Below are 12601 nucleotides of genomic sequence, written 5' to 3'. Positions count from 1 at the left end.
TTTCAGGAGCGCGAACGCGGTGAAAGCAGTGCCAATCAAGGCGCGCGACGACGGCAAGGCTCCTGCCTTGCCCAGGAGTGCAACGCAGAGTGGCGCTGCTTTCACCGCGTTCCCTGCGGGTTGTGATCAAAAGGGCCGTGCGCGGCGTTGCAAAGCCTTGCCGGGGTATACCCCGTCTACGTTTTGCGCCTTGCGCACAGCCCTTTTGACTCACAACGCATCTCCTGAAAATAGGGTAAGCAGGTTCCACTTTTATAGCAGCCCCAGCTCGGCCATGGAGACGGCGCCCGTGCTTGTCACTACAAAGTGGTCAAGCACCCGCACATCGACCAGAGCCAATGCGGATTTGAGGGTTTGCGTCAATGCCTCGTCGGCACGCGAAGGTTTGGCTGTGCCGCTGGGGTGGTTGTGGGCCAGCACCACGCTGGCCGCATTGAGGGCAAGGGCGCGAATGACAACCTCACGCGGATAGACCGATGTCTGGGTGAGGGTGCCGCGAAACATCTCCTCCAGCACGATGAGCCGGTGCTGGCTGTCGAGAAAAAGCACCGCAAAGACTTCATAAGGCCGGCTACCAAGCTGAAGCTGCAGGTAGTCGCGCACGGCCTGTGGCGTGGCGAACAGGGTTTTTTCCTTCAGCTCTTCTGCGAGTGCGCGGCGGGCCAGTTCAAGGACGGCGATCAGCTCGGCCGTCTTCGCGGGGCCAAGACCCTTGATGCCTTTGATTTCGTCAGGCGTGGCGTGCAGCAGGCCCGCCACGCCACCAAACTTCTGAACCAGTTCTTCGCCTATCTGCAGCGCGTTTTTCCCTTGCAGCCCGGTACGTATGAGCAATGCGAGCAGTTCGGCATTGCTGAGCGCGCCTGGGCCGCGGGCCAGCAGTTTTTCACGCGGGCGCGAATCCTGGGGGATGTCCTTCAGTAGCATTTTCTATTCTTTGTTTGCCGCGGCCTGACGGCTTGAGGGGTAAAAATCCGCAAACTGGCCTCCCTGTGCGGTACTTTCTACAATAGGGGCAGTTTACAAACAGTCCAGCTGTACCCGACTGGAAGCCGAAAGTTTTATGTCCACCGTGGAAACCACCACCCCGCCTGTCGTTGAACAGGGCTCTTTTTTGACGCTGCATTACCGCATGGCCGGCCCGGCGGCGGGCGGCAAGCCGGGGGCCGACATCATCAACACCTTTGACGGCAAGCCTGCCACCCTGAGCCTGGGAACGGGCGAGCTGTCCCCCGCCATCGAGCGGCGCCTGCTGGGCCTGGCTGAAGGTACGCGCACCACTTTTGAGTTGCCCGCTGGCGAGGCTTTTGGCGAACGCAACCCCGAGCTTGTGCAGTGGGTGGCGCGCAAGCTGCTCAATGAACTGGGCGACCCGGATGAGCAGTACAAGGTTGGTGATGTGGTGCAGTTCCCCACGCCTGACGGCATGGGCCAGTACGCCGGTGCTGTGCAGCAGGTCAAGGGGTCTGGCGATGCTGTGCAGTTCGACTTCAACCATCCGCTTGCGGGTCAGCCTGTCGTCTTTGAAGTCCAGTTGATCGGGGTTTTGTGATGATGAAAAACGGGCCCCAAGAAATCCTGATGGCCGAGCCACGCGGCTTTTGCGCCGGGGTGGACAGGGCCATTGAAATCGTCGAGCGTGCGCTGGCCAAGTTTGGTGCGCCTATTTATGTGCGCCATGAGATCGTGCACAACACCTATGTCGTCAATGAGTTAAAGGACAAGGGCGCCATCTTCATCGAAGAACTTGATGAAGTGCCGCCCGGTGCGACGCTGGTGTTCAGTGCCCACGGCGTGAGCCAGGCCATCCAGAAAGAGGCCGCGCGCCGCGGCTTCCAGATATTTGACGCGACCTGCCCGCTGGTGACCAAGGTGCATGTTGAAGTCGCCAAGCTGCATAAAGAGGGCTACGAGTTCATCATGATCGGCCACAAGGGGCACCCCGAAGTGGAAGGCACCATGGGCCAGCTTGAGAGCGGCATCCATCTGGTGGAGGACGTGGCCGATGTCGCACGTATCGCGCCAGCCCAGACCGCACTGCTCGCGGTGGTGACGCAGACCACGCTGAGCGTGGACGATGCGGCTGAAATAACCGCGGCCGTGAAGGCGCGTTTCCCCAAGGTGCGCAGCCCCAAGATGCAGGATATCTGCTACGCCACCCAGAACCGGCAGGATGCCGTCAAGGTGCTCAGCCCGCAGGTCGACATCCTTATCGTGGTCGGCAGCCCCACCAGCTCCAACAGCAATCGCCTGCGCGAACTGGCCGCCAAGCTGGGTACCGACGCCTACATGGTTGACGACGCCAGCGAGCTTCAGGAAGCCTGGTTTGAGGGCAAGAGCCGCGTTGGCCTGACAGCCGGTGCTTCTGCGCCCGAGATACTGGTCAAGCAGGTCATAGACCGCATCAGGGCGCTGGGAGCGGTGTCTGTCCGAAAAATGGACGGCATTGAGGAAACCATCAAATTTCCGCTGCCGAAAGGCCTCAAGCTGGATTCCCCGGCGCAGGTGATGGAAGTCAGCGACAGCCAGTTGCACCAGTTGTCCTGATCCTGCTGGTGTTTTCTTCGTCGCCTGCCGGGCCTGTCTGATCGACCCCTTCGCATGGCGTCCCTCGCCTTGTTTCAGAAAATACAATCACGCCATGCTCGACATCAACCTTCTCCGTAAAGACCTGCCATCAGCCCTGGAACGCCTTGAAGCGCGCAAAAAGCCGCAGGCGTTCCTGAATGTTGCGTCCTTCCAGTCACTGGAGGCCGAGCGCAAGGCCATCCAGTCCCGCACGGAAGAGCTGCAAAACCAGCGCAACACGCTGTCCAAGCAGATCGGCCAGCTCAAGTCGAAGGGCGAAGACGCCAGTGCCATCATGGTGCAGGTCACCGCCTCCAAGATTGAACTTGAAAGCTCCAGTGTCAGGCTTGAGCAGATCCAGTCTGAATTGCAGGCGCTGCTGCTGGCCGTGCCCAACCTGCCGCATGAGTCCGTGCCGCAGGGCAGCGACGAGCACGGCAATGTCGAGGTGCGCAAGTGGAGCCCTGCTGAAGGCCTGGGCGGTGAGCCGCCGGCTTTTGCATTTGAGCCCAGGGACCACGTCGATGTCGGTGCGCCCATGGGCCTCGACTTTGAACTCGGCACCAAGCTGACGGGGTCGCGCTTTACCGTCATGAAGGGCTCACTGGCCCGCCTGCATCGTGCGCTCTCCCAGTTCATGCTGGACGTGCAGACGGCAGAGCATGGTTACACCGAGTGCTACGTGCCCTATATCGTCAACAGCGATTCCCTGCGCGGGACCGGGCAACTGCCCAAGTTTGAAGAAGACCTGTTCGCCGCGAAGAAGGGCGGGCAGGAGGGTGAAAGCGAAAACGCAGCGCTTTACCTGATTCCGACGTCCGAGGTGCCGCTGACCAATTTTGTACGCGATGAGATCGTCACGGAATCGCAATTGCCCATGAAGTTCACCGCCCACACGCCCTGTTTCCGGTCGGAAGCCGGCAGCTATGGGCGTGATACGCGGGGCATGATCCGCCAGCACCAGGTTGACAAGGTGGAGATGGTGCAGATCGTTCATCCCGAGAAAAGTTACGAGGTGCTCGAAGAAATGACGGGTCACGCAGAGGTCATTCTGCAAAAGCTGGGGTTGCCTTACCGCGTCATGCTGCTGTGCACCGGCGACATGGGTTTTGGCGCCACCAAAACCTATGACCTCGAAGTCTGGCTGCCGGCGCAGAAGACCTACCGCGAGATCAGTTCGGTCTCAAACTGCGAGGCCTTCCAGGCTCGCCGCCTGCAGGCCCGCTTCAAGAATGCCCAGGGCAAGAACGAGTTCGTGCATACCCTGAACGGTTCAGGCCTGGCGGTAGGCCGTACCCTGGTGGCAGTGTTGGAAAACTACCAGCGCGCAGACGGCAGCGTGGCGGTGCCGGAAGCCCTCCAGCCCTACATGGGCGGGGTCACTGTTCTGGGCTGCTAGAATCACGGGTTCACTCAGGAGAGGTGGCAGAGTGGCCGAATGTACCTGACTCGAAATCAGGCGTACCGCAAGGTACCGTGGGTTCGAATCCCACCCTCTCCGCCAGCAATACTAGGAAACATGCGGGTTGCAAGCTAGTCACGGCTTGCAACCCTTTTTTCTACCCCCTTTTTGATTTGTGCTGAATTGCACTTAGTTGCACCGGTAAGGCTGTTGCTATTGGCATGCTTGCACGTAACGCAGTGTGGCGCCGCGATCTGCTGGGGTAACTACCGCCGTGCCAAGCGCCCTCCGAATATCGCGCAGTGACCTGCACGCTTGATAAATTTGTGCAAAAAGTACAAAATCATCTCATCCATATTTAAGTGCATTGGCACGAAATCTGGCTTTTCATGTAAGTGACTTGGCCTTTGCCTATCCGGCTATTTGCAGCCCATAACGTCACTCTTCATGAAACTCACAAGGAACTTATGTAAGCGCTTAGGTGGCTGAGTCTCAGTCATCTTAGTTTTAGGCTGCCGCCTAAAACGACTTCGCAGCAGCGGAGTTTCCTCTCCACGAGAGCCGGCCAAGCCGTTTGAGGTTTAGTACCTCAAGTAATACATAAGTCGCTGCGGATTCGCGGCCTCTCCTTGGAGTCTCAATAACTATGTTTCCAGTTTCTTTTCGTTCTCAGCGCGACGTTGAGCGCAAAACTTTATCTCCTGGCGGTCGCAACACGGTTGTGAAATTTCGCTCAAGTTCTGACAAGACAACCTCTACTGACCAGCCAGCCACCACGACCGGTCCAGCGAATGATGGCGAGCAGGTGGAGGTTGCACCTCAAGCGACACCAACTGCAGAAGTGGTACGGAACGAGCATCCCTCGCCGAGCAACCCTACCCTCAAGGAGGCTGAAACTAGTCCACGGGCTCAAGCACGCTCTGGCGAACAGCTAACTCCGTTGCAGGAAAACGGAGATCCTTTGTTAGAAAAGTCTCTCTCGGCATTTGAGGCAAGTCCCTCGTCTGCGTTTGCTAAAACCGCTGAAACGTTGCCGTCGAAGAGCCGTCAACCGCGCTACAGGAAAAACAGTGTTGCGGAGGCGTTGGGCGAAGAAATGTTCTCCATCCAGGACCTTGCTGACTTTCTACGGGTCAGCAAAAACACGGTTCGTGCCCGAATCGAGGATGGTGACATCGAGACAGTGCGTGTTGGTCATCTGGTGCGCATCAGACGTAAGACCGTGGAGAAATACATCTCTCAAAGAGACCGCTGAATTCCCAATAGTTACTAGGCTTGCTTGTAAATGCACTTGAATGTGCAGGCCACCGGCTTGCCTCAAATTTCATCCAACTATGCATTACAACCCTCATGTTTTCGAGTTCGATCAGGTTGCTATTTCAACCAGTCAAGAACTGCCGCCAAAGACTATTGAAAGGCTTGTAGCTCTTTCACCGCATTCAGAATTGATACAGATCCTTCGTTCTCCCAGCAACACGACTTTCGACAGAGCCTACCCTTACCAGTTAATTTTTTCGCGGCCTTCCAAAAAATTCTTGCGAGCCCTTCCAATTGAGCTGGGAACGATTGCCGCACGAGTGTCCTCAGTCGAGCTTGCGATGGATATCGCGGCTGATGATGCATCGGAAGCAATTGTGCTGGTGCGCCATTTTTGGCCATCGACGGTTTTTAAAGGAAAGAGCGCGGGCACCGCAGTGCAGCATGCTGAACGCCACGCCGCGACTTACCTAAATGCTCCCAACAAAGAGTTCAATGTTTGTACGTATGCCGACAAAACAGGAAAGCTTTCGTCCAAACTGGCATCTCAGCCTATTTCGCACTTTGAACTAAGGCTTCAGGGTACCCGTCCATTGAGCGATGCAGGGATTCTCTCGGTTGGGGACCTCTTGCACTTCAATCATCAAAGGTATTGGGCCAACGTGGTGAGGTTTTTCCAGCCGCCGACAACGAAGAACCAGCTTGGGCGAGCACTTGGTAGTGAAAAGGTATCGGAAACGGCATTGGTCAAAAGAGCAAATCGGCTATTGAGCCAAATTGCCACGGTCAAGCTGAACGGAAATATTTCCCTTCATCAGATGGTGAGACTGCATAACCTAGATTTTGGTGCGCTTGAAGAGGTGACGTTAGACGTTTGGTTGCTGGCTGCAAAGAGAGGTGAATTTACGATCCCTGTATGGGCGAGATAAATGGTTATGGCCAGTCAATGGTCATATACACAACTTTCTTTTTCGCCATACCAAGATTGATGAATAACAGTCGATTTCAATTTAATTTCCAAGTGAAAACACACAATTTTCTAATTCGATGAGCACAACCTATCACCTTAATTTCTACCTTGATTTACGTCATATTAAGAATGAAATTTTGAAGTGAAGTTGCTCCTAATCAAATTAATTTGATAGGCCGAAGGTTCCAAAGTGCTTTTCAGTACTCATCCAAAACGGACCAAATCAAATCAGGTTAACCAAAATGAAAGAATTCCAGCCCAGCAAAGAGCAACTGGACATCGTTCAAACCAAAGAGCGATCGGTCCAAGTGTTTGCCTGTCCCGGTAGCGGTAAGACCACGATGGTTGTTCGGCGTATCAAGTATCTGGTCGATCAAGGCGCAAACCCCGAGGAGATTGTGTGGATTCCTTATTCCCGTGAGGATCGGCGCCGAAGCGAGGATGCTCTGCGTAGGGCTGGCCTACCCGTCGGACTGGCTGAAAACGGAGTGGTCGTAAAGACTCTTGATGGCTTTGGTCTCAGCGTGGCCCGAGGCATGAAGAGCAATGCCAAGCTGGCAAAGACCAAAGAAGTGGAAGCCGCTGTCTTGTGGTCAGTGACTGCACTAATAGCCTGCATCAAGTCCAAGAAGAATTCGTCAATGGAGTTGGGGCGCAAGACCTTGAAAGCGGTGAAGGTTCTGGGTCGACCTGATCGCAAATCTGGGCTGGAGTGGTTGGCAGAGATCAATAGCGTTGAGCACAAATCGGTTCAGCTCGTCGTGGATGTTCTGACAGGCAGGCCAGAGGGTAAGAGGTCGGAAAAGCGCAGGCCGAGCCAATTCAATGCACTTCGCCAAATCTTGGTCGAAGCTCTTGTTCGAGAAACTAGGCGAAAGCTTTGGTCTGAGGGTTCACTGACCTTCTTCGACATGACGCGCCGCGCCACCCGTGTTGTCGAAAAACGAGGACCAACCGGGTTGGGCTACAAGTATGTGTTTGTGGACGAATGGCAGGACGCTGGACCTAATCACATCCAACTTGTCAACACGATGGCGAAACGGGATTCCCGCCTTCATTTAATGGTGCTGGGTGATCCGAATCAATCCATTTTTGAGTATCGTGGCGCTTCTTTTTCTCCTCTGGATGGTGCGGTCAGCCTTCCCCTGTGCAAGTCGTTTCGCTTGACTTACCAGAATGCCCGCCTCGCCAATCTCATTCTGCGGAATGTTGCGGTCACGCATTCGGGTGGGCAGCCTTTCGCTATCACAGCGTCAAAATCAGGGCCGAAACCAACTTTCTATTCTTTTGAGGCGGCTGTCGATATGAACGCGGCAGTGGCTCAGCAAATCGCAGAGCTGTTGGCTACGGGAGTGCCGGGTACAGATATTGCCGTGATTGCCCGGACCAAGAAAGAGTTACCCCCATTAGAGCGAGAGTTTTGGGCTAGAGCACTTCCTACGCAGCATCCCAAGCGGGGGCGCAAGTTTCTGCCTCACCTCGAAGCTGTCATGAAGCTGGCTTACCTCATCGAAAGGGCAGGAGGCGGGGAGAAGAAAACGGTCGAGCCAAAAAAACGCGCTACCAAGTTATCGCTTAATGAAGAAATTGTTAAGGGAATACTGGAGAAGGTTGATCTTGAGCTGGGTGATAGTGATCCATGGGCTTCAGACCGCGGCGCCGATCTTTGCCTGGAGCTTTCGCAGTTCAGGGGTAGCGCCCGCGAGTCTATGTTCAAGGCGGCAACCAACGCTTACCTGCGCTCAAGTGGGGGTATCAGGCATGAGCCCGAACTCCGGAACTGGTTACGGCACTTTGATCCGGTTGTTCGGCAGCTTGACTTGGGCTGGAAGGCCGCTCACGCCAAGCTTAAAGGAATAGTTGATAACCCCGCGTCAGGCGTGACTTTCACTACTCTCCATGGCGCCAAGGGTGGAGAGTGGCCCTACGTGTTCGCCATTGGACTGGTCGAAGGTGGGTGGCCGATAAACAAGGCCAAAACAAAATCCGAGCGAGATGCGGAGCTGCGCACAATCTACGTCGCTGTTACTCGTGCAAAAAAGGAGGTTCGGCTTTTCGGCGGAACTCGCACTGACCCCAGCTCAAGAACAGAACTCGAGATGGTCCCCGAGGCGTTGAGGCCTGCTATCAAGGTCGGAGCTCTGGACTGGATCAAATCTGATGGTACCCGCTACCAAGTAAAGGACTCTCTTGGAAGCGAACCAAAGTAATTTCATTGCGTGTTAGATCGCGGGGTTGGTGCTGGTTCTTAAGCCGGCATCGTCTCTTCTAAATTTGCGCCAGCATTTCACGCGTACATGAAAAAGTCACATCAATGACTGAATCAGTTCATTGACTTGCTGCTTTTTTGCTTTGGACAGACGATGGTAGTTCAGTAACAGTGAGGCTTCGTCGTTGTTGTCCGAGTAGAAATAGGCAGTAGGGACCTTTAAGACTAAGGCTAGTTGATGAACTATCTGCTGAGCGGGGACGCGTTTTCCCAGCTCATACCTGTTCATCCGGGTGCTGGCAGACGCTGGCTCTAGCCCGGCTTCAATACCCAGCTGTTCCTGCGATAGCTTTGCTTGAATTCGAGCTTTTCTCAACCGCGACCCAAAATCCGACATCCCACCCCTTAAAGAGTGGTTATGGTCCGCTTTTCTCTAAAGTAAAATACTACCGAATTGGTAGTATTGCGTTGATCCCATTTCTTCGCCGGGCCAATTCAGGTTCTAGATTTGAAACGTGCGTGCTACATGGAGGAAGAAATGAATCAACGATTTAATCGCAAGGTGCGAAGCTTGGTCTGGATCGGGTTGGTAACGGGTGCATCTTGTTGCTTTGCGCAGGCAGACGCTGGCTGCCAGTTCGCCAACATACTGTTGGGCGCCTTGGGCGGTAGAACCGGTTCTTCCGTGCCCTGCGCTCCAACTGGTCAAACAGCGACTGGAGTGCCCGCTGCACCAGCTCCCGTGCAGCAAAGGCAGGGCTTGAACAGCCTCTACACCCCGCAGAACGTCCAGCGCATCGTCCAAAGCGTCAAAACCGACTTGTCGCTGATCGATCCCACCTCGCCAGAGGTCCCAGATCTGCCATCGTGCGCCAAGGAAATGAGCAAGTTCCCGCCAGAATACCGGCCCCAGGTTTCGGGAAATTTCCGTAACGACGTATACGGATATGACGTGTTGCAGCGCGAGTGCGAACAGCAGACCGAGGGTGCCTTCACCCAGTTCCAGGTACGTCGTCGCGACGCTGGTCAGCAGCGGCTGGTTGCGCAGAAAGAAGTGGAGCAGCGAGCCCAGGCAACAGCAGATGCGCAGAAGGCGCAGGCAGATGCTGCCCAAGACAAAATATTCAACGCAGAGCTTCGATCAGGAAAGCGTGCCCCTGTCAATTGCCCAACATACGCCATCTCAAAGGGCATGGACCCAGACACCCTTAAGGCACCCGTGATGCATGTGGCCTACGGTGCGCCGAAGGGCATGGGCCAGTTTGTCGGCGCTATTGCCCAAATGGACTCCGAGATCGTGGTTTTGACCGGCAACATTCCCGAGGCCTACAGGCTGATGGGCCGACCAGCAGATAACTTCATCTTGACGCTGAACCGCAACACCAAGGTCTTTGATCCGGAGCAAATCAGGGTTGGGACCGTGGTGGTCGGTTATGCGACACAGACGGGTACCCGCTCAGCGACTTTGCGGAACGGTGTGGCGACCACAGTCGCAGTCATGAGTGGATTTTGCTGGCAGCCAGTTCGCTAGATTTAGAGAACCAATAGCTGGATGATTTGGCGAGTTGGTCAGGCGTGACGCCTGCACCTCTTTGCGAAACTCTTCGGGTGATGGCGCACAGTTAGCCCTGCCTGCATGTCTCTTCCAATTGCACTCCTCGCACGCAGCTGCAATGTTCTCTGGAGTGTCTTGGCCGCCGTCGCGTTGCGCCACCAGGTGCTCCGTAGTGCACTTTCTAAAGCGAACCTGCCGGCGTGGAATTCCGGATTGCCGTGCGAATTGCTTACCATTGTGTTTCCACATCGGGTCGCCGCAGTAAGTACAAAGGCCGTTTTGTCTATCGAATGCTTGCCAGCGCAGTAGTCGGCGTCGTTTCTCTGGTGTCATATTAGGGGTTCTTTGAGTGTTCAAGAATCCCCGTTGACAGTCACTGCAGCTCGGGCGCCAGCGGTAATCCGGTCTGGCTATGCATGGGGTAACCCCAATGCGGGCGGGAAGCACAAAAAGTTTTCCCGTGCACTCATTAATTTAATCCAAAAGGCGGAAGCTAGCAATACGGGAAACTTTGAGTTTCAGTCCGAAATGCGAAAATGCCGCCATGAACATTGCAACCGCCCTCAAATCAGAAATCTCCCGCGTCGCCCGAAAGGAAGTCCGCGCTGAGGTATCGGCTCTTAAAAAGGCCTCTTCCAAGTATCGTTCCGAAATCGCAGAGTTGAAGCGCCGCTTGGCTCAGCTCGAGCGCGACGTGGCACAGGCAAACAAGGGCACACGCAAAGCAGCACCCAAGGCTGCAGAAGAGGGCGGTGAAACCGTTGCCCGCTATAGCGCAAAGAATTTGGCATCCCTGCGCAAGAAGCTCGATCTGTCGGCTGCTGACTTCGGAAAGCTGTTGGGCGTGTCAGGCGCCTCTATCTATCTGTGGGAAGAGGGCAAGACCCGTCCACGTGAGAAGAACATGCCGGCGATTGCCAGGGCGCGGCAACTGACGAAGAAAACTGCGCGGGAGCAACTGGCGATGCTGGGATAGCACTGCCATTACAGATTGTTCCCGGAGCGGACCGCTGCTCCCAGAACATCCGGTAAAGCAACTGATTCAGTACATTCGCTGACATGAGTGAACAAAACAATTTAGAGCGATCTTTAGAAGCGCAAGACGACCGCTATGAGATGGTGTGCGCAGAACTTGCTGCAGGCAAGAAGAAAACGCACTGGATGTGGTTTGTGTTTCCGCAGCTCGAAGGTCTCGGCCAGAGCACCATGGCGCGAAAGTTCGCGCCCCGCTCCAAGCAAGAAGCTGTCGAGTATTTGAACCACCCGGTCCTAGGCGTGCGACTCACTCAGTGCGTGGAACTCATGCTGGTATTCTGGGTAATTAAAGTCGTAAACAGGTTAATAAAGTCGTAAACACACGGATCAAGAACGCAACGCGAAGGGCACCCGTGCCGCTGAAATGTACGATCTGGCCGATCATTTGACTGGCTAGATTCGGCCAGAAGCCGACAGTCGCGGATGAACTGCATCAAGGGTGCGCATTCATGTATTCGTCGCCATCGAGGCTCGACAATCGCCCCACCCGTCGGGGGCCTACCCCACGAGCTGCACAAACTCGTCGCCGAGCGCCCTTAACTCGGATTCGTCATCCTTGGAGGAGGACAACTGGCTCCAGAACTTTCCCGGATTCCAACCCAGGATTCGTTCATCCCCTCCACCAGTCTGGGTGAAGAAGCCCCAAAACCAAAGGTCGTCCCACGTAAGCATCTGCTCGGCCGTGTACTCACGCCTCAGTCCACTGTTGATGTTGTCGAAGCGGGGGCAGGTATGTCCAAGCTTTCGAAAGATGCACAGGATGACGCGGTCCACGGGCAAGAAGGGCTTGCTTTTAAGGAGCGGAGCCATCTCTGGCGTGGCGTCCGGCCAGAAGTGTAAGGCCTTGGGGCCCCGGTGAAGCTTGATGGTCGCCTTTACGAAGAGTGCTGTCGTCTTAGTCCCCCAGCCGAGGTGCGCATTCAGGGCCCTGGACAGCGCTTCCCATTCATCAGTGGCGGGTTGCGGTGTCCAAGTTTTTTTCTTCATCCTTGCTGCCTCTTCAGCCTGTTGCGCCAGGTACCTGTTGAATGCCTTCAGGGAGGAAGTTTGCTCAGGCGTGGCGCGATGAAGCGCCTCCCAAAATGGCTTGAGCTCGTCCATGTCAGCGCCCGATTGCGTGCTGACGTTCAAATGCAGGAAGCAGACCAGCCTGTCACGGCCCGAGATGCAGCCTGCGAGGCTGCGCGTGTACTCACGCTCTTGGAACTCCTTGTTCCATTTAGTGTTTCCGTCGAGAAAAGCGAAGAGATTTTCCACGCGTGCGTGCTTCCAGTCGAAATCGTCTTTCTTGCGCTCCGTTTTGGGCTTGTTGGTCATGAGGTGGTGGAGAAGTTGTTGTTATCAATGCCGTGTTCTACACCAACATCTCTGAGTCCGCTCTCAGGCTCCCGAACTGACACGTTACTGCCCCCCAAATTACTGCTCTCGAACGACCGCTATCGGGAGGAATGAATAGCCGCTTTGGGCCCGGTGGAGCCGGTCGGCCCGCGAGGGTCGATGACAACTGTGCAGCGAGAGCTGTCGCTGGACACCGCAGGGCGTACTCACGCAATCTAGCGCTAAGCGGTCAATCGACTCGACGATAGGCGCTGGCCCGAATGGTGG

The 12601-nt window shown here is 55.5% G+C and carries 13 protein-coding genes and 1 tRNA gene; 10 read left to right on the top strand and 4 right to left on the bottom strand.

All coding sequences use genetic code 11. The features are described from left to right. Positions 1-252: 252 nt before the first annotated feature. A complete protein-coding gene (radC, locus tag HYX42_RS13390; protein WP_293403791.1) occupies positions 253-927 on the bottom strand; it encodes a DNA repair protein RadC in 675 nt (224 codons plus the stop codon). Positions 928-1063: 136 nt separating this feature from the next. Here radC and HYX42_RS13385 point away from each other — a divergent pair, with 136 nt between their 5' ends. The 7 genes from HYX42_RS13385 (at position 1064) to HYX42_RS13355 (ending at position 8407) form a co-directional block, all read left to right on the top strand. Beyond that, a complete protein-coding gene (locus HYX42_RS13385) occupies positions 1064-1552 on the top strand; it encodes an FKBP-type peptidyl-prolyl cis-trans isomerase (RefSeq protein WP_293403789.1) in 489 nt (162 codons plus the stop codon). A gap of 2 nt (positions 1553-1554) precedes the next feature. Further along, a complete protein-coding gene (ispH, locus tag HYX42_RS13380) occupies positions 1555-2547 on the top strand; it encodes a 4-hydroxy-3-methylbut-2-enyl diphosphate reductase (protein ID WP_293404539.1) in 993 nt (330 codons plus the stop codon). 94 nt (positions 2548-2641) lie between these two features. Continuing rightward, complete coding sequence (gene serS / locus HYX42_RS13375; RefSeq protein WP_293403787.1) at positions 2642-3967, top strand: serine--tRNA ligase; 1326 nt, start codon at positions 2642-2644, stop codon at positions 3965-3967. Between the two features lie 17 nt (positions 3968-3984). Then, a tRNA-Ser gene (locus HYX42_RS13370) sits at positions 3985-4072 on the top strand. 544 nt (positions 4073-4616) lie between these two features. Continuing rightward, the gene (locus HYX42_RS13365; protein WP_293403785.1) at positions 4617-5225 is read left to right on the top strand and encodes a helix-turn-helix domain-containing protein; all 609 of its coding nucleotides are present in this window, start codon (positions 4617-4619) and stop codon (positions 5223-5225) included. A gap of 79 nt (positions 5226-5304) precedes the next feature. Next, a complete protein-coding gene (locus HYX42_RS13360) occupies positions 5305-6156 on the top strand; it encodes a hypothetical protein (protein WP_293403783.1) in 852 nt (283 codons plus the stop codon). Between the two features lie 283 nt (positions 6157-6439). After that, positions 6440-8407 carry an ATP-dependent helicase gene (locus HYX42_RS13355; protein WP_293403781.1) on the top strand — a complete coding sequence of 656 codons (1968 nt, stop codon included), beginning with the start codon at positions 6440-6442 and terminating at the stop codon, positions 8405-8407. A gap of 96 nt (positions 8408-8503) precedes the next feature. On the opposite strand, the gene HYX42_RS13350 is transcribed toward HYX42_RS13355, so the two are convergent. Further along, positions 8504-8803, bottom strand: coding sequence for a helix-turn-helix transcriptional regulator (locus HYX42_RS13350; RefSeq protein ID WP_293403779.1), 300 nt, complete (start codon positions 8801-8803; stop codon positions 8504-8506). 363 nt (positions 8804-9166) lie between these two features. Here HYX42_RS13350 and HYX42_RS13345 point away from each other — a divergent pair, with 363 nt between their 5' ends. Continuing rightward, positions 9167-9937 carry a hypothetical protein gene (locus HYX42_RS13345; RefSeq protein WP_293403777.1) on the top strand — a complete coding sequence of 257 codons (771 nt, stop codon included), beginning with the start codon at positions 9167-9169 and terminating at the stop codon, positions 9935-9937. Here HYX42_RS13345 and HYX42_RS23250 read toward each other — a convergent pair. After that, positions 9863-10294 (bottom strand): HNH endonuclease, encoded by a 432-nt coding sequence (locus HYX42_RS23250; protein WP_366931152.1) that lies wholly within the window; start codon positions 10292-10294, stop codon positions 9863-9865. The two genes, HYX42_RS13345 and HYX42_RS23250, sit on opposite strands and share 75 nt — an antisense overlap. A 211-nt stretch (positions 10295-10505) precedes the next feature. On the opposite strand from HYX42_RS23250, the gene HYX42_RS13340 reads away from it, so the two are divergent. Together HYX42_RS13340 and HYX42_RS13335 are read left to right on the top strand one after the other, a co-directional pair. Beyond that, positions 10506-10937, top strand: a complete 432-nt coding sequence (locus HYX42_RS13340; protein ID WP_293403775.1) for a helix-turn-helix domain-containing protein — start codon at positions 10506-10508, stop codon at positions 10935-10937. Positions 10938-11020: 83 nt separating this feature from the next. Then, the gene (locus tag HYX42_RS13335; protein ID WP_293403773.1) at positions 11021-11314 is read left to right on the top strand and encodes a DUF1810 family protein; all 294 of its coding nucleotides are present in this window, start codon (positions 11021-11023) and stop codon (positions 11312-11314) included. Positions 11315-11494: 180 nt separating this feature from the next. Here the strand turns inward: HYX42_RS13335 and HYX42_RS13330 are convergent, their stop codons facing one another. After that, entirely contained in the window at positions 11495-12313 is an 819-nt protein-coding gene (locus HYX42_RS13330; RefSeq protein ID WP_293403771.1) for a hypothetical protein, read from the bottom strand. Between the last annotated feature and the right edge of the window lie 288 nt (positions 12314-12601).

It is taken from the genome of Polaromonas sp., from assembly GCF_016185115.1.
Taxonomy (GTDB): Bacteria; Pseudomonadota; Gammaproteobacteria; order Burkholderiales; family Burkholderiaceae_C; genus Polaromonas.
The sequence above is the reverse complement of the archived record's forward strand: the minus strand, read 5'-3'. Positions and strand labels throughout refer to the sequence as shown.